This is a genomic window from Anaplasma ovis str. Haibei, from assembly GCF_002214625.1.
In the GTDB taxonomy this organism is placed as follows: Bacteria; Pseudomonadota; Alphaproteobacteria; order Rickettsiales; family Anaplasmataceae; genus Anaplasma; species Anaplasma ovis.
On sequence record NZ_CP015994.1, the window covers coordinates 1,018,274 to 1,035,387 of the forward strand.

14 protein-coding genes are annotated in these 17,114 nt (G+C 50.1%); 9 read left to right on the forward strand and 5 right to left on the reverse strand.

Going from position 1 to position 17,114, the window contains the following annotated elements; translation table 11 throughout:
* The first annotated feature begins 320 nt into the window (after nt 1-320).
* Complete coding sequence (locus AOV_RS04280; RefSeq protein ID WP_075139368.1) at nt 321-1,574, forward strand: CCA tRNA nucleotidyltransferase; 1,254 nt, start codon at nt 321-323, stop codon at nt 1,572-1,574.
* A 152-nt stretch (nt 1,575-1,726) separates the two neighbouring features.
* Here AOV_RS04280 and ndk read toward each other — a convergent pair whose 3' ends face one another.
* Complete coding sequence (ndk, locus tag AOV_RS04285) at nt 1,727-2,164, reverse strand: nucleoside-diphosphate kinase (protein ID WP_075139563.1); 438 nt, start codon at nt 2,162-2,164, stop codon at nt 1,727-1,729.
* Nucleotides 2,165-2,395: 231 nt separating this feature from the next.
* On the opposite strand from ndk, the gene AOV_RS04290 reads away from it, so the two are divergent.
* From AOV_RS04290 to AOV_RS04305, 4 genes are all read left to right on the forward strand, one after another.
* Nucleotides 2,396-2,965 (forward strand): helix-turn-helix domain-containing protein, encoded by a 570-nt coding sequence (locus AOV_RS04290; protein ID WP_075139367.1) that lies wholly within the window; start codon nt 2,396-2,398, stop codon nt 2,963-2,965.
* 430 nt (nt 2,966-3,395) lie between these two features.
* Entirely contained in the window at nt 3,396-4,328 is a 933-nt protein-coding gene (locus AOV_RS04295; protein WP_075139366.1) for a P44/Msp2 family outer membrane protein, read from the forward strand.
* A gap of 241 nt (nt 4,329-4,569) precedes the next feature.
* The gene (locus AOV_RS04300; RefSeq protein ID WP_233497133.1) at nt 4,570-5,415 is read left to right on the forward strand and encodes a P44/Msp2 family outer membrane protein; all 846 of its coding nucleotides are present in this window, start codon (nt 4,570-4,572) and stop codon (nt 5,413-5,415) included.
* A 38-nt stretch (nt 5,416-5,453) separates the two neighbouring features.
* On the forward strand, nt 5,454-6,344 hold the full coding sequence (locus AOV_RS04305) for a P44/Msp2 family outer membrane protein (RefSeq protein WP_075139364.1): 891 nt from the start codon (nt 5,454-5,456) through the stop codon (nt 6,342-6,344).
* Nucleotides 6,345-6,351: 7 nt separating this feature from the next.
* On the opposite strand, the gene AOV_RS05455 is transcribed toward AOV_RS04305, so the two are convergent.
* Nucleotides 6,352-6,618 (reverse strand): hypothetical protein, encoded by a 267-nt coding sequence (locus AOV_RS05455; RefSeq protein ID WP_233497134.1) that lies wholly within the window; start codon nt 6,616-6,618, stop codon nt 6,352-6,354.
* Between the two features lie 154 nt (nt 6,619-6,772).
* On the opposite strand from AOV_RS05455, the gene msp2 reads away from it, so the two are divergent.
* From msp2 to AOV_RS05510, 3 genes are all read left to right on the forward strand, one after another.
* Nucleotides 6,773-7,987 (forward strand): outer membrane protein MSP2, encoded by a 1,215-nt coding sequence (gene msp2 / locus AOV_RS04315; RefSeq protein ID WP_117374483.1) that lies wholly within the window; start codon nt 6,773-6,775, stop codon nt 7,985-7,987.
* A 133-nt stretch (nt 7,988-8,120) separates the two neighbouring features.
* Nucleotides 8,121-8,480, forward strand: coding sequence for a TrbC/VirB2 family protein (locus AOV_RS04320; protein WP_233497135.1), 360 nt, complete (start codon nt 8,121-8,123; stop codon nt 8,478-8,480).
* A gap of 92 nt (nt 8,481-8,572) precedes the next feature.
* Nucleotides 8,573-8,695 (forward strand): hypothetical protein, encoded by a 123-nt coding sequence (locus AOV_RS05510; RefSeq protein WP_267896377.1) that lies wholly within the window; start codon nt 8,573-8,575, stop codon nt 8,693-8,695.
* A gap of 539 nt (nt 8,696-9,234) precedes the next feature.
* On the opposite strand, the gene AOV_RS04330 is transcribed toward AOV_RS05510, so the two are convergent.
* From AOV_RS04330 to AOV_RS04340, 3 genes are all read right to left on the reverse strand, one after another.
* Nucleotides 9,235-10,749: a proton-conducting transporter transmembrane domain-containing protein gene (locus tag AOV_RS04330; RefSeq protein WP_075139360.1), complete on the reverse strand. Its 1,515-nt coding sequence runs from the start codon at nt 10,747-10,749 to the stop codon at nt 9,235-9,237.
* A 215-nt stretch (nt 10,750-10,964) separates the two neighbouring features.
* Nucleotides 10,965-13,682, reverse strand: coding sequence for an AsmA family protein (locus tag AOV_RS04335; RefSeq protein ID WP_075139359.1), 2,718 nt, complete (start codon nt 13,680-13,682; stop codon nt 10,965-10,967).
* A gap of 188 nt (nt 13,683-13,870) precedes the next feature.
* A complete protein-coding gene (locus tag AOV_RS04340; RefSeq protein WP_075139358.1) occupies nt 13,871-16,123 on the reverse strand; it encodes an NADP-dependent malic enzyme in 2,253 nt (750 codons plus the stop codon).
* Nucleotides 16,124-16,373: 250 nt separating this feature from the next.
* Between AOV_RS04340 and AOV_RS04345 the strand changes: the two genes are divergently transcribed.
* Nucleotides 16,374-17,048 carry an ABC transporter ATP-binding protein gene (locus AOV_RS04345; protein ID WP_075139357.1) on the forward strand — a complete coding sequence of 225 codons (675 nt, stop codon included), beginning with the start codon at nt 16,374-16,376 and terminating at the stop codon, nt 17,046-17,048.
* The last annotated feature ends 66 nt before the right edge of the window (nt 17,049-17,114 follow it).

Here is a 17,114-nt window from a genome sequence, read left to right on the forward strand (position 1 = left end):
AACAGATTCGTGCAATTCCGACAACTAATACGAAGACCCCATATCCCACACATAAATTCATGCTCTAACGGCATGCATACTTCGTGTAATAGTTGCCTAAGTGCGCCACACTGCATGTTTCATGCTGCATAACAGCAACTCACAGCAGTAGTTGTTGTCCAACAGGCACGTCAGGGTGGGAAATGTGGCTTATGTTCATCACACATTCCCAAACCCGCACCCACCGTGATAACTATTACACAGTACCACTATAAGGAAAATTTTCTGTCTTTTGTGCGGAAGTTTGCTAACATCGGTGGAAATTTTTCGTAGCACGGATAATGCTAAGTAAACTCGTGGCCGACCCCGGTGTAGTGCGGATAGTGGAAGCTATAGAGGGTTCACGTGGAGACGCTAGGCTCGTGGGTGGTTGCGTGCGTGACAGCGTGCTTGGCCGCGATACTACCGATATTGATTTGGCCACCGACTTAGTGCCTGCAACGGTGATTCAAGCTCTGGGCAGCGCAGGAATCAAGACCATACCTACAGGTATAAAGCATGGCACTGTAACCGCGGTGGTAGCGGGTGTCCCGTATGAAATTACCACGCTGAGGCGTGACTTAGAGTGCGATGGCCGCCACGCAGCTGTTGCATTCACAAACAGCTGGATGGAAGATGCCTCTAGGAGAGATTTTACGTTTAATGCTCTGTACTGCGACAAAGGCGGTAAAATTTACGATTATTTCTCCGGCATGCAAGACTTAGAAAATCGGACTGTGGTCTTCATCGGAGATGCGGAGGCGCGTATTAATGAGGATTTTTTGCGCATACTAAGGGTGTTTCGGTTCCACGCGTCTATATGCGACAAAAGCCCGTTGAGCGACGAAATTATTTTCCTCTGCAACAAGTATGCGGGCAGCATTGCCAAACTATCTAGAGAGCGCGTACGCAGTGAGTTTTTCAAGCTGCTGGCATGTACAAACTGCACATCAACACTAGAAATAATGGAAGAGTGCGGGGTATTACGCCAAGTTGTACCCTATCCGGTGCAAATCTCCAGGCTGTCATGTGCGCACTTGGTGGGCAGAGCACCCATAACCAAGCTTGCAGCCATTTTGAAAGGATGTGCACACACCGATACTACAGGCACCGTAGAGGAATTGGAAACGCTTCTGCGTTTATCCCGAAAGGAAAAAAAGCTTTTGGAAACACTGCTGACAACCAACCTGCCCTTGCCGCTTTCCACCACAGAACAGCAGAAATACCTCAATGACCTGGGCACAGACGTATATAGAGATCTGATAATAGTCAGTTTTCTCAACAGAGAAACCTTGCCCGAAAGCACCTTCCTTGAGCACTTGGAATACACAAAACAGTTTGCGCCCCTGGCATTACCTGTTTCTGGGAAGGATCTGGCTAAACTGGGATATAAGGAAGGAAAATTACTCGGACACACCCTAAAAAGGTTAAAGGAAGCGTGGGAATGCAACCCACAGGGTGTAACCAGGAACCATCTGCTGCTTTTGGCAAAACAGCTATTAGAAGCCCAACAGGAGGCAAATTGCAGCCACATTAATCCACGAGGCAAGAGGTAGCGTTTAAGAGGTCCTGCGCACTCAGACCCCGCATTTTTGCCGGCCATATTGATACACGATGAGCTGGAGATATCACTTAGAACGCTGCGCCCTGCAGCCTGCAATTTTGGATATCGCCCACAAGAGAACGATTGCAGGAGGGCAACTATAGGTCATTTACCATTGGATATGCTGTTCATGATTTCGCATTCTTGAAAAAAGAACTTTATTTCTCGCTCAGCGTTTTCTAGGCTATCAGAACCGTGTACGCAGTTTGCATCTATGCTTTCTGCCAAATCTCCCCTGATTGTACCAGGCGCCGCTTCACGTGGGTTCGTGGCACCCATAATATCTCTGTAAGTTTTGACAGCAGATTCACCAACCAGCACCTGCACCACGACCGGGCCAGAGGTCATAAAACCCACCAAGCTGGGGAAAAACGGCCTTGTCTTATGTACCGCATAGAAGGCCTCCGCCTGCTCATGCGACAACGCACACATCCTCTGGGCAACAATGCGCAGCCCCGCCGCTTCTATGTAGGATATGACACGGCCTATTATACCACGTTCAACAACGTCAGGTTTCAGTATAGATAGCGTCTTTTCGAACATCATGGCTCCTCCTAGAACGATCGCCGCATGCTAGCATAAAACAGACGCACTAACAAGTACGCAGCCACAGCTTCAAAAAACCTCCGGTGAGTTTCCTGGATGTTTATTGATGATTTTATTTCTAATCTAGCATACCATTTACAGTTTTATTATTACAACCATACATTAAATAACTGTTGCATTAACATTATGTATGATTTATCCTAAGTTATCTGAGTAACATATGGGATAATGTTTATGACTTCTCGAACACAAAACCAAAGTTCCATACCCATAATTGTTGAGGGCAAAGCAAGACCCCACCCAGTAGACGAGTATGTCGGCAGGGAAATCAAGAAGCAGCGCATCATGAAGGGCATGAGCCAGAACCAACTCGCGAGCAGGTTGGGAATCACATTCCAACAAGTACAAAAATATGAAAAGGGTACCAACCGTATTGTGATCAGTAGACTGTACGAGCTTGCAAGAGTTCTGGGTATCGAGATCAAAGATCTGATTTCAAAGCTTCAGAACGACTTACGGCCTATAACCGATGCGGGCGATGCAACAGATGCTACACTCAGGGAAGGTGACGAGTCCTCCCTAGAGGAATTTGGTCACAGCTACAACGATGGCAAAGAAGTCCTTATGCTGGTAAGAGCATATCGTCGCATCAAGAGCGATAAAATGCGTGGCGCAATCCACACTTTGGTGAAGGTAATGTGCGCGGAACAGCAGCGTGATGACTACGAGCATTCTGATGCGGACGCGGAACTTGGCTACGAGCACGATTCCGAGTTCAACGCGGGAGAGCCTAGGTAAAAACCTCGGGTAGACTGCTGTTATATAGGTTAGGTACGCGGTTGGCACGTTGAAGACTCTCGCAGCGTGGTGAGAGCGGCATGGCATCAACGCCGCCTTTGTAGGGCTGCTTTCACCTCTTTGCTGGTTTCGTCACGTGCCCCGCCGGTCTCACGCGTGTGTCGGTGTGCCCCTGTGTACTGCAATGCTTGCGCATTACACCGCCTTAATTGCACGGTTGCTGGTGTTGTGTTGCTAGTGGCATATTTGTCTCGCCGGGCTTATTAGTGTTGTACATCGTTGTACATTATAGTGACAGCGATGTTGATTGCTTAACAACTCCTTTAGTATGAAGCAAGCATTCCCTAAACGCAGACTACATGCATTTGACATACCATTGTGGTTCACCTATCCTGGCGGGTGCGCTTGAAATGTTGGGTACAGTTTCGCTATGAAGAAGGTCTACGGCTTGGTTTGTGCTGCGTTGTCTTTACTGTTCACGCCTTGCGGGTCGTTTGCTTCCCCCAGGCCCATGGACTTCTCTAGAGGCGAGGGTGCGTCGGGATTCTTTGCCAGTGTACAGTACAAGCTAGCAGTCCCACGCTTTGGAGGTCTTGCAATGGAAGACAATGGTAAGCCGCTTAGTGCGTTTGCCATGAAGGAAAAACAGCAGGGCGGTGATGCCGCAGCTGCAGGCGCTGCCGCTGCTGCGGCACCCGCTAAAGGGCTAGATCTGGCCTCAGTTGATAGCTTTGAGGGAAAATACTCCCCTGAGTACCTCAAGAGCGCTAGGGCTGGTTCCGTATCGGTTGGGTACTCCGCGGGAAATGTGCGGCTGGAGGCCGAGGGTATGTATCAGAACTTCCTCGTAGATACCAGGAAGTATAAGGATAACCCTGAGCGCGCGTATCGTTTTGCTGTCTCAGCACCCGATGAGAACAGCACTGTTGTTGCTACGAGACCGAAGGGGCCCTACCACGTCACTGTTGAGAATAAGGAGGTGACCTTGGCATCCTTGATGGCTAATCTGTGCTACGATCTCCTACCCGAGTCCTCCCAGATCTCCCCCAGCGCCTGCGTTGGCGGTGGTGGCAGTCTAGTTAGGCTTCTAGGTGTAACTGGAATTAGGTGGGCATACCAAGCGAAGGTTGGGGTGCAGTATTTCGCGTCTAGGAAGGCAGCCCTGTTCGCGTATGCCTACGCAAGTAGGGTACACCCGGAGAAGTTCACCAACATATCTGCGGTACACCACGTAGAGGAAAAACCCACCGACGGTGGTGGTGCCCAGACGACCGGCGGCAAGTGGCCTAGCCTGCTGTACCCGCAAGCAAGCTTGGGGCTGGACTATCTTGGGTTTGAGTGCGGCATCAGGCTCGTACTTTAGAGGTCTGGGTCAGCTCTATCCCACACGGCTGGGGGGCACAGCATCGGCTGTGATATCCGTGTAGTTGAGGGTGACGGGCTTGAATAAATCGTTAAGGTACATCATTTAAATTGCAAAATATATTGCCAGCTCTCTTGACTTAATTCTTTTTTAGTATACCTTATGGGTGTGTGGGTTGCACACACTGCCCTCTTCTGTGCGCAGATGGGGTGGTTTTGGGTCAGTTTGTTGGATTGTTTGTATGTCAATTCGCGGAAAAGCCTGTTATGGCATCCTTGCATGTGGGGCGCTGGTGGCGGCTTTTGGCGCGGTGTGCACCAGCGCTAGCGCGGGGGCTAGGGGTTTTTACGCCGCACTGGGTGGGGAGCTCGGTGTGGCTAACTTTGGCTTTCCTTCCGTAAAAACCCGCGGGGTGCCAGGTACAATGTTGGGAGTCGATAGGGGCAGCGAGCAGCTTGTGCGGTTTGCAGGGCTTGACCTCGCGGTGCCCGCGCGTGGTGGGTTTAGCGCGCATTACCTCCCTAAGTATAAGCACAGTCTTGGCCTGTCGGGTTCCTTGGGCTACAGCTTCGGCTCTTTTAGGCTACAGCTCAGCACTTATAACAGCAGTTTCAGCGTTGACGGTGGTAGTCATATCGTGGGCGGCAATGCTTCCTGGTTTGCGTTTCCTAGCGGCGAGCCCACAGCCGAGTATCACGTTGGGGAGGTTTTGGAAGTCGGCCTTAACTCCATCGAGCTCGGCACGTGTTATTCTGGCGTCGGCGTGGCCGGCGGCCGTTTAGGGCTCTATTCCTGCCTTGGCTTGGGGATCTCGTCTATAGATTATTGGGGGCCGCGCGGTAGGTTGGCGTTATCGTGGAGCGGTAGGACCGGAGTCGAGTATAACTTAAGCCCGCAGCTCTCGCTGTTTGCTGAGGCATACTATCTGGGCACGGATGCGGAGGAGCATGCCGAGGGTGGGCCAACACTCCTACGTACCGTTAGTAGTGGTATGCCTTCTGGTAGTGCCGGCGTTTTTCCAGTACTCAGCGCAGGTTACTTCGGGGGAATTGCTGGAGTAAGATGTACGCTCAGTAGTGGTTTTTAGGTTTGGTTTAGATAGGATTTTGTGGTCGGGTTTTGTATATGAGTCGTAAAAGTCTGTTTGTGCTGCCTTATCTTCTTTTTTTTGTGGCGGTGTCCGCCACTGGAAACGGGGCGGCTCTTAATGTTGGTAGCACCGTGCCGAGCGTCGGCGCGGAAGGTAAGCTCTACATAGCAGCCCAGTACAAGCCAGCGCTGCCTGTGGTGCGGGGGTTTGCCATCCGTGAGAGCAGGCTCACCGCTCCAAGCAAGCTTTTCAGGCTCATGCCTAGCACATCTGCTCTGACTACCGAGCAGGCGAGTGGTACACTCTTGGACCCCCCTCTGCTCAGAGCTCTACGAGTAGAGGGAAATTTCGAGCCTGGCTATACGCCGTCATACGAGGTGAGTATGTACGGAGTTTCGGGTGTGCTGGGTTACTCTAGAATGGGAACCAGAGTGGAACTTGAGGTTTCCTTTGAGGATTTTAGAGTTAAGAAGTCCGGGAAGCCGGTACTCAAGGGTGGGCACGAGTATTTCGCCGCCGAAAGAGCTGGTGGCACTCAGCGGGTTGTTTTTGCAAACCGCGCGATATCTGCCGGCGCAGCCGTGGTTAGCGTTTGTCATGACCTCCCTTCAGGTCCCTCTGGGGGAGGCATCGTCCCATACGCATGCCTGGGTGGCGGCGTGGAGTTCCTTGACGCCCTTGGCATGGCGAACACGCGCTTTGCGTACCAGGCGAAAGTAGGTGCGGCCTTAGACTTACACCCCCGTGTCGGCATCTTCGCGGCAGGTTACTACCGGGGAACTCTGGAGCGGGCTATTAGGCCCCTCCCTACCGTGGTAGCTATACCGGCAACACCGTCAGCGGGGAGCCCGAGCTTACCATCGTTCGAGGGTAACGCGGGAGTGCGGTACCTTGGCGTCGAAGCAGGCATCAGAGTGTCACTTTGAGGTAGTTTTATGTGGGAATCGGCATGAGTTGCAGGGCGTTTTTCTTGAGGGGAGTGCTCATCTTCGCGCTGCTACCGGGCTCTCTGGCTACAGCACGCCCGCTCTTGCTGGCGGTAGTAGACGGCACAGCGTGGGGACAGACCCCAGGTGGAGGCCCTCTTGTTAGAGAGGCTAGCACCACTGTAGGCAAGCTGGCTCCCGCTCCGGCTACCAGTGCATCCCGAAGTTCCAGGGTCCCTAGTAGCTTGATGGGGGAGAGCAGCTTACCTGCCAAACGTCTTTCCCCAGCTCAAGAGTTAGAGTTGTGGGGTACTGCGCTGCAACCAAGTCTGACCCCTTCAAGCTGGGTTTTTGGGCGTACGGCGATGAGTGGTGTGCGTAGTTTTCTAGAGCGTACGGTTTTTTTGGTTTTTTAGGAGTTAGGTTTTATGAGTGCTGTAAGTTATAGGAAGCTTCCCCTAGGAGGCGTGTTGATGGCTCTGGTTGCAGCGGTTGCACCAGTCCATTCTTTGCTGGCTGCCCCTACAGCCGGTGCTGGCACAGGCGGTGAGGGTCTCTTCTCAGGCGCTGGAGCCGGGAGTTTTTATATAGGGCTAGACTACAGCCCAGCATTCGGCAGCATCAAGGACTTCAAGGTTCAAGAAGCTGGTGGGACTACTAGAGGCGTGTTCCCGTATAAAAGAGACACCACAGGGCGGGTGGATTTCAAGGTCCATAACTTTGACTGGGGTGCTCCTGAACCTAAGATTAGCTTCAAGGATAGCATGCTCACAGCCCTAGAGGGGAGCATTGGGTATAGCATTGGAGGAGCAAGGGTTGAAGTAGAAGTAGGGTATGAAAGGTTTGTCATCAAGGGAGGTAAGAAGTCTAATGAGGATACAGCTTCAGTATTCTTATTAGGAAAGGAGTTAGCATATGATACAGCAAGAGGTCAGGTAGACCGTCTTGCTAATGCTTTAGGTAAGATGACCAAGAGTGAAGCTAAGAAGTGGGGTACTGCAGTAGAGGGTGCTACTGGTGGTGATGCACTGAGTAGGAAAGTGTGTGGTACCGCTAACAGTGGCAGTGGCAGCAACTGTGGTACCACCGGTAGCAATGGCAATGGCAAGCTCAGTACTGCATTCACTGAAGATACTACAACATTGCTCTCTGCTGCAGATACCACCATCAATACGGCAGGGATGGCTACAAATATTAATGGTCTGACAAAAGACGAAAAGGCCATAGTTGCAGGGGCCTTCGCTCGTGCTGTTGAGGGGGCTGAGGTTATTGAGGTTAGGGCTATTGGTTCTACTTCGGTGATGCTCAATGCTTGCTATGACCTCCTGACCGATGGTATTGGCGTTGTTCCTTATGCTTGTGCTGGGGTTGGTGGTAACTTTGTCAGTGTTGTAGATGGGCATATTAATCCTAAGTTCGCTTATAGGGTTAAGGCTGGGTTGAGCTATGCTCTCACTCCTGAAATCTCTGCCTTCGCTGGGGCTTTCTACCACAAGGTGCTAGGTGATGGTGACTATGATGAGCTGCCTTTGAGCCCTATCGCTGACTATACCGGCCCTGCAGGTAAAAATAAGGATACTGGTATTGCTTCGTTTACCTTCGCTTACTTCGGTGGTGAGCTGGGCGTTAGGTTCGCCTTCTAGTCTAGATGAACTAGTTTCCTTTAAGTTTAGGGGGGGAGTGCTTCGCACTCCCCTTTCTAGTTTGTCCTGGATGATGAAGGAAAGCTAATTGAGGTATTAGAAGAGTGGAAGTGCCTTAGGACACAGTGTACCTGTGGGGGCTGCTGCTCAGGCTGCTGATACTGCTGCTGACGATACAGCTACTAAGGTTATATGTAATGTTATAGGGTTTGTGCAGAAACTTGGATTACCCATCATGACTGGAGTAATACTAGGTTCTAGTATCATGGCTATATTCGGTAAACTCGCATGGCCTGCCATTGTTATGCTGGTTGTATTTACTGCCATATTCTTTGGTGCTGGTAAGCTTATGGCTAAGTTCGCTGCTGGGCTGAATGATACAGGTGTAGGTAGTGCAGAGAACTTCAAGTGTGTTGATGGTATGCCACATTGGGTGCCAGTGGAGTTAGGAGATGAGGTTCCTGAGGTTAGTAGGTGGTGCCAAGAACTTTGAGTGTAAGGCCCAGTCTTAGCGCCAGCCTTGGTGGCACCAAGTAGAGTTGGGAGATGGGGTGCTGGAGGTTAGTGCAGAGTGCGTTGGTGGTAATGCCAGCCTTGGTGGTGCCGGAGGTTCCTGAGGTTAGTAGGTGGCAATGCCAAGAGCTTTGGGTGCTGATGGTGGTAATGCTGGACTTGGTGGTGCTGGAGGTTCCTGAGGTTAGTAGGTAGTGCAGAACTTCAAGTGTGGTGATGCCAGGCTGGGTGGTGAGTTGGGAGATGGGATGCTGGTTGCAAGTCTTAAGTTATAGTTGCCATCTGTGGTGCCCTACGACGATGTAGATTTACTTTAGCCCATAGATGCTGTACAATGTGCCCGTAGTGGTTATGCCATGAAAGGCTTAGCGGGTGGGCCCGCTGCATTGTGTGTTGTTTGTGGTTATGTGTCATGCCCAGTTTTACAGGTGTATTATTTCTTGCCGTTTTTGGGATAACCCTGTACGTCCTTCTGACCTATGCGGTTAACCAGTTTACTGCTTGGGTTGGGAAACGAAACAGGAGTTTAAGAGAAAAATCCGGCGCCTCTTGGGGAAGCGCCAGCCCGACCTTCAAAAGGACCAGTAGTGCCAAGCCCCCACAGCGACAGTTTTCACCATACATGGAACACGGTGCTACCGCTGTGCTCCCGAAGAGTGTCATCGGGGTAGATGCCGTATCTCAGGTTTTTGTGTCACACGACAAGGGAAGGGGCAGGTAGGCTGCTAGAATATTTACAGCGGATTATTAGGGTGAAAGAATAAATCTGCCGCTATTTGCTCAGAGACTGATGTGAGCGGTAGCGGGTAGGCCCCCGCTATGAACCCGAAGAATGCCATGATCCAAATGCAAAGGGTCATGGCCCTTGGCGTTTTCAGGGCTATGTCGTTAGCACAGTTTTCTACCACTCGAGAAGAGAAATATAGATGCTCCACCACGCGCCACGTGTATATCACGGAGCATACAGAGCCAACCGACAAAACTACCAGTCCGGTAAAGGCGCGTGCATCCATAAATGAACTGAGCATATGCCATTTTGCTACAAACCCTATAGTGGGTGGCATGCCAACCAAGCTAAGCGCCAACAGGACAAAAGCGGAGGTGACATGCGGCAATGCCTTGCTGAGACTCAAGTACTTACTACTAACTTTGCGTTTGTCAAAGTGATACGCTATGCCCCCAGAAACCATAAATAATGCAGACTTAACTATACTGTGGTTGACCATATAAGCTACAGCAGCGGCAAGCCCAGAATACGTGTTTATGCAAACCGCGAGAATTATACAACCAATATTAGAGGCGCTTGAGTATGCAAGCACATCTCGCATATCTCTGCTTAAAGCTGCAATCACAGAGGTGAGTGCCGTAGCAATCGCGGCTAGGGTTAACAGAGCGGTGCCAAAAGGTAGCTCAGTGAACACTAGCCGGGGACCGAAGACGTTGTGTACTACTCTTATGATTAGGTACACCATCACTTTCGTGGCCGTACCAGACAAAAATACAGCAACAAATGCAGGTGAGGTAGAATAAGCTTTTATCATCCAGCCGTGAAACGGGAATAGCGCAGCCTTCACGACCAAGCCCAGAATTACACATAAAACCCCCGCCTGCACAGCTCTGTTTACTGGAATATCTTGCAATATTGTAAACATGTCTCCCATATTCAGTGTGCCGGTGGCGGCGTATAGAAACCCAATTCCTATTAGATAAAACGTTGCGCCTACCGTGCCCATGATTAAATACTCAAATGCAGAGGAAACTGCGCGTTTGTCGTTACCCACAGCAACCAAAACGTAAGAAGATATGGATGCAACTTCCAAGAACACGTAAACATTGAACACGTCATGCGAGACCAGTATTCCCAGCATACCTCCGAATGCTAGCAGGAACGCGGCATAGAACCTTGGGACCATGTTTGCAGGAAGTTCCCTACGGCTGGGGTATACGCCGTAGATCACACTCATGATGCCGATAAATCCGACCAAGAGCAGCATGGTAGCGCTAAGCAAATCAACCCGCAGCTCTATCCCATAGGGGGGACCCCACCCACCCACTTGGTATACAACTGGGCCACTATTGCTAATCTGAACGAACAGCGCTAGGGCTGTAAAAAAGGACAAAGCAACCGCTCCGCAGGATATTGCTTGCACCCATGTGACCTTATTGCGCAGCAAAGAACATACAATAGCCGACAGCAGCGGTATAATCACCTGCAAAATAACCAGATGCTCTTTTAAAGCACAAATCACGCGTTTTTCCTTTCACCCAAGCGGCATTCTGCATCCTTATACCAAAAGCGTGAAATTTACAATACATACTTTGAAAAACCGCGTGGTGGCGACAATCACGACCTGCAGCATTACTTACCCAGACCACCACAGCGTTGCGAGCGAGCCCTGCACGGCTCCCCTTTCCCGTAAGTGACCACTCCCACCTAGGTATAACAAAGAATTATGGGGGACCGCTATCTGCTATTCCTGACAATTTCGTACAGGCTGTCAATATCAAACGTAGGGTTGGGCTGCCATACATATCCTTGCAGGTGCATATCCATATGTACGGGAGACTCGCTCTCCGGAGGAATGAAGAAGAATCTGAACAGGGCAATGACAGCGAGTTGTGGGACCGAAAAGTTAACTGACGCGGACCCTGCAGCATTACCTATTTTGAATTGCAGAGATGAAGTAAGAGAGCCTCTGTCTATCTGGGACTCCCCGTCTAGAGTTTCAAATAGTGTACTACCCCTGTACAAATGTACGCGCGCGAGAGAGGCAATCTCAGACTTGCTCTCGGCCATAAACAAATCCTCAATAAACCCGTTCAAGTCTACGCCACCAATATCCAATCCCCTAGCCGCAAATTTTATCTTGCCCTTTAGTGCATTTGCCAGCTCAAGCATGCTCCTTCCCTGTGTTTGAATACTGCCGCTTATGCTAACATGCCCGCTTACCTTTGCTCCCCCTTTTGACTGGTCGCTTTTAGGGTCTACAGCTCCAATTGAAACGTCGGAGGCGGAAACTACCAAAGACAAAGAAGAAACCTCTCCCATGCCGATATTACCACTTATATCCACCACGCCTTTCTTTCCCTGGGTGAAATGTAGCTTGTCCATAGACATTACCCCCTCTTTCAGGGTAGAAAGCCACGTAAAATCTGAAAACACACGGCCGCCGAAAAACAACTCCTTGACGTGTATTTCAATGCTGCCATCCAAGCCTTCAAAACTGGCAAGATCTATAGGCCTGCTTGACCATAAAAACTTATCCGATTTTTCTCCTCTGTGAGAGCTACTCGCGGCATTGGTGGGTGCCTCCGCTACTTGCTCCACAAACTTGGGAAGCCGCAGAAATGCGTCGCTGTACCTGGCGCTTTTTAGGCTCACAAACACTTTTGGGCGCATGCCGCGGCTGCTAAGAGCCACGCTTGCACGTCCTTCCAAATCAGACAAACCGTCATACCCATCAACGGCGCGCATGCTTATCTTCTCGATACTCACTTTGTGCTGGGAGAGGTTTGCTAGAAAGCTCAACTCCTTGACGAGCCCGGAGCTCACTGCAAAATCCTGCAATTTCACTGCAAGCTTCACCGGACAACTTACGCTGCGCAGCCATGTAAAGTCCATTACATCATGCTTGACGTCAAAGTTTTCAGCAAATCTGTAACCGCCAACACTAAAATTGCTCACGGTTACATCGCCTATAACTTCACCACCCCTTTTGCCATATTTGTATTTAACATTCCCATATGCGCGGGTATTGCCAGCATACATTCTTGCTCCCAGAAGGGAGAAAACTCGAGGCGCCACATACAAACTGCCTGTGAGAGCAAACTTCTTGCCCTGCGTTCTGTGTGCATCTGCACGTAGTGGTAGTAACCAAGATACAATCGTATCGGCATCGTCCCCCTGCGCACTTAGTGTGCCAACGAACCTAGGCACAATACTGCTGGCGTCTTCTGAAGTTACCCCACTGACACTCAGGTGGTTGTTTTTACCCGGCAGATCAAGCAACAGTCGATCGACTGCAATCCTGCCTTGTCTCACTGAAGCTACAGCCACAAGATTCCTTGATACGCCACCTCTGTAGTTTATTTCTTTCACGTCCAGCCCAACTGTAGCGTCCAACCATGACGGCACCAAGGAAAAGCGCTCCGAACTTTGAAAATCCGCGTAGTAAGCATCCTGTTCTGTGCCCAGACCTTCTGGAAATAAGGCATCCAGGTCAACCAAGGAAAAATTTAGCGACGCGGTACAAAATGGAGCATGAGTGCACGCCAGCTCCAGAGATCCAGAAATGTTTTTACTCTGCATACTGAGGTTCTTTACCTCAAACCCACTGCCCTTTGCAGCTTTGATACTTGCAGACAGTGCCATCTCCTCGGTGGAGGCCACAGAACTTAGGACCCTGTAATTTGTAACTACTGCAACAGTTTGTGCCAGCTCCACTAGGTTTCCCGTTTTGATTTCAAGTTTGGCATCAAAGTCATCGAACAGGTCTTGCGCGGCGCCATTGCCGACCAGTATCATGCTGGTGTTTGGGGAATTCAATTCCACCCTAACTGCGCTACCTGCTGCACCACGCTCTAACTTCGAAGATAGAAGGTATTTAGTGCCACCAATTTTGAGCACAGCATCACTGAGCAATTTATTGCTGTCAGATCTTACCGTTGCACTCTTCACGTGTATCGCGTTATAGACGGAGGCGGAAGCACCAACGGCCCCACCCATCACAATTACCGAGTCAAAAATCTGCACTTGGCCAAGGCCATTTTTAGTCTGTGAGCCAACCATACCGGTGACTCCCCCAACGCTGGTGCGCAACCCGTACAGACTAATTGTACGTACCTTCGGCGCGCCCATAAGCATCGACAGCGGGTCAAGACTGAGCTCTAGGCGGTCGACCGAAAGCGTGCCTGCACACCCAGCAGCATCTTCACTGCACTCCACATATAGGTTGCGAACCGTAAGCCTTGGAAGCAACAACCTGCCTTCAATATTCCCTATAGCCTTGACTACCGCACCGCTGCTGCCGGTAGCCGCGCCCAGTTGTTTGAAAACGTACTCACCATAGTGGGCATTCCAATCTATTAAGTAGGGTACAAACACCAGGGCTGCAAACAGAAGTAGAACACAACAACACAAGCGCCCCAAAAACTTCATCGGTATACCGAAAGCATCACCCACTTATATTCACCAAACAGCTTAAGAATATATAAAGGTCCTAGTAAAAGCTACCCCGCTTGTTTTGAGGCGTTATAATAACAGCGCCATTACTGGAATATAGCGCACCCTCCTACGCAAGCAAGGCCGCAAAACACGCGTGCGGCCGTAGTTTAGCCCGTTGCAAGTGCATAACACCACTGGAAATTCGGCTAAATGGGGTGGGAAAGCGTGGCAAGAACTGCAAGGTTTAGAATCTCCGACACTGAAGCGGTCATCTGAACGATCTGCACTGGTTTTTCCATACCCATGAGAATCGGCCCAACAACAGTTGTCCCCCCTACTTCCCGCAACAATTTAGAAGATATGCTCGCGCTATATAGGCTGGGCATTATCAAAACATTTGCAGGTTTGCTCAACTTACAAAAAGGGTACAAAGACAGCGATTCGGGCTTCAGTGCAACATCCACCGACATCTCACCATCATACTCAAAATCCACGTTACGACTTGCAACAATGTCCATGCACTGCCTCACCCGATCAGATTCTTTCTGGGAATGACTGCCAAAATTTGAGAATGAGACAAAAGCAACCCTAGGCTCATGCCCCATACGCCGCGCGGCTGCAGCGGATTTAATTGCTATATCAGCCAGCTGTTGTGCGGTGGGAAGTTCATTTATGGCAGTATCAGCGATAAACAGCGTGCGCTCCTCCATTACTACAACAGACAGGCCAAAAACCTCACCACGTGCATCGATCACCTTGCGTATGTCTGAGAGTGACTCACTGTACCCACGCGTTATACCAGTCACTAATGTGTCTCCATCGCCACATGCCAGCATACATGCCGCGAAAACGTTTCTGTCTGTCTTCACATCTCTAACGCAACTACGGTGCAAGCGTCCCATGCGCTGGAGCCTACTGTATAGGTAGTCTATGTATACATCGTTGCGTGAGGAAATTGCGGCATTTGCTATGGTGATGTCCTTGAGGGAATCTACCCCTATCAGGTCAAGGCTTTCTTTGATCTTGTCAACCCTACCTACCAGTATGGGTGTGCCATAGCCTTGCCCATGCCACTGCAGCGCGGCCTTAATAACCCGCACTTCCTCCCCCTCGGGGAAGATAACGCGCTGTGGAGAGCTCTTTACCGAGCCGTACATGAGGTTCAAAATATTGGAGGTGGGCGAAATTCTGGAGTTCAGTTCCAGGGCGTAGCGATCCCAATCATCAATTTTTCTCCTCGCAACTCCAGAGTTTATAGCAGCCTTTGCAACTGCGGGAGATACAACAGACAGCAATCTGGGGTCAAATGGAGTTGGGATTATGTAATCCTTGCCGTAGCCCATTCCGCGCCCACCGTAGGCCTCCAGAACCTCATCGCTGACCACTTCTCTTGCCAACATAGCCAGAGCCTCAGCTGCAGCTAGTTTCATCTCATTGTTTACAGACTTTGCCCGAACATCTAAAGCCCCACGAAATATGTATGGAAAGCCCATTACATTGTTGATTTGGTTGCTGTAATCTGAGCGGCCAGTGGCTATTATGGCATCTGGACGCACTTCTCGAGCAAGCTCTGGGTTTACTTCCGGATACGGGTTCGCCAGTGCGAAAATTATTGGGTTTTTGTTCATGGAGAGAAGCATCTCCTTACTCACAACATCGCGCACGGATAGCCCGATGAATATATCCGCCCCCTTCATGGCGTCTTTCAAATCTCTCTCCTTGGTCTCAATCGTATGCTTGAGCTTCCACTCATTCATTCCAAGCTGCCGCCCTTTGTGCATCACCCCGTGCTGGTCGCACAGCACTATGCTATCGTTGGGGATGCCCACAAACTTTAGCATTTCGACGCATGCTATGCCCGCAGCACCTGCGCCATTCACGACTATCTTGACGTTCTTTAGATTTCTTCCGGTAATGTCGAGTGCGTTTATGATTCCGGCAAGTGTTATAATGGCAGTACCGTGCTGGTCATCGTGAAACACGGGAATATCCATCAATTCACCCAGGCGCTTTTCGATTACGAAACACTCAGGCGCGCGTATATCTTCCAAATTTATGCCGCCCCAACTGAGGCCTAGATGCTTAACGGCATTTATGAACTCCTCTACATCTTCTGTGTCAACCTCTATATCCACAGCATCGATATCAGCAAAGCGCTTGAACAAAACCGCTTTACCTTCCATAACTGGCTTGGACGCAAGGGGGCCTATGTTCCCCAACCCCAAAACCGCAGTACCATTGGAAATGACGGCGACATAATTACCCCTGGCAGTGTAGTCATACACTGTGTCAGGATCGGAGGCTATTCTAAGACATGGCGCAGCAACACCCGGGGAATATGCCAGCGAGAGATCGCCCTGCGTCATGAGAGGTTTGGTCGGTAACAAGGAAACCTTACCCGGCCTTCTTTTGCAGTGAAACTCGAGCGCCTCCCTGTCTCTTTCTGAAAAATCACCCATAAAAACCGCTCGTTAACCACTGAACGGATAGGATATACACCTCGCTACTCCCCCTAGCAACTTTTTAAATATCAGACATCTACAAGTATCGGTAGTCGCTCATAACTTAATATATACAACAGCTCAAACACAGTACGTACAGCGCGCTTTTCCAGTTTCACGTATAAGCTAGACCAGATTCATCCGTGGCAGTTGCTACAACAGCCATAACAAGTATACTGACCACCTGCGTGGCTATTCTGGTTTTTCCGTGACTGTGATGTTAGAAATCATTGACGTTAGTAAATACTATGGGCGGAATAATAGCACGTGCGTTCTCTCAAATGTAAACCTAAAAATAAAACGCGGGGAGTTTGTAGCCTTAATTGGAAGTTCCGGCTCAGGTAAGAGTACACTGCTGCACATAGCAAGCCTGCTTGAGGCACCCACTTCCGGAATTGTGGTGGTAGATGGAACTGTGTGCACCCCAGCAAGTGACAGAACAAGAACCATTATGCGCAGAAAGTGTATGGGGTTTGTGTATCAGTTTCATCACTTACTGCAGGAGTTTTCAGTTCTAGAAAACGTAATGCTGCCCCAGAGAATTCTCGGCCACAGCAGAAGTGTTGCAGAAGATGCCGCAATCGCGATACTAGCGGAAGTTGGGCTGCAAGACAAGGCTGAATGCCAAATTTCAGAGCTGTCTGGTGGCGAAAGGCAAAGAGTTGCGGTGGCAAGGGGAATTGTGAATTCTCCCGCTATAATGCTCGCGGATGAGCCCACTGGCAGCCTAGATCCGCAAATGTCCAGAGCTGTGTTTTCTGTACTGCACAAACACGTAAAAGCAAAGAACCTTGCCGGGCTTGTTGCAACTCATGATCATAATCTGGCCAAAAAGACCGACCGCGTACTCTCTCTAAATGGTGGAATGCTAACTGAGCTATAGAAACACAAAATCTCACGCCGCCAGCCGCACATTACGGCAGAGCACTCTGGCAGTGACCGCGACAAG

Bases quoted from the DNA above. Each gene is read 5' to 3' on its own strand.
- AOV_RS04340 (WP_075139358.1), bottom strand. From the start codon at position 16,123: ATGGGTGATTTTTCAGAAAGAGACAGGGAGGCGCTCGAGTTTCACTGC.
- AOV_RS05510 (WP_267896377.1), top strand. From the start codon at position 8,573: ATGCCAGCCTTGGTGGTGCCGGAGGTTCCTGAGGTTAGTAGGTGGCAA.
- AOV_RS04305 (WP_075139364.1), top strand. From the start codon at position 5,454: ATGAGTCGTAAAAGTCTGTTTGTGCTGCCTTATCTTCTTTTTTTTGTG.
- ndk (WP_075139563.1), bottom strand. From the start codon at position 2,164: ATGTTCGAAAAGACGCTATCTATACTGAAACCTGACGTTGTTGAACGT.
- msp2 (WP_117374483.1), top strand. From the start codon at position 6,773: ATGAGTGCTGTAAGTTATAGGAAGCTTCCCCTAGGAGGCGTGTTGATG.
- AOV_RS04290 (WP_075139367.1), top strand. From the start codon at position 2,396: ATGTTTATGACTTCTCGAACACAAAACCAAAGTTCCATACCCATAATT.
- AOV_RS04280 (WP_075139368.1), top strand. From the start codon at position 321: ATGCTAAGTAAACTCGTGGCCGACCCCGGTGTAGTGCGGATAGTGGAA.
- AOV_RS04295 (WP_075139366.1), top strand. From the start codon at position 3,396: ATGAAGAAGGTCTACGGCTTGGTTTGTGCTGCGTTGTCTTTACTGTTC.
- AOV_RS04300 (WP_233497133.1), top strand. From the start codon at position 4,570: ATGTCAATTCGCGGAAAAGCCTGTTATGGCATCCTTGCATGTGGGGCG.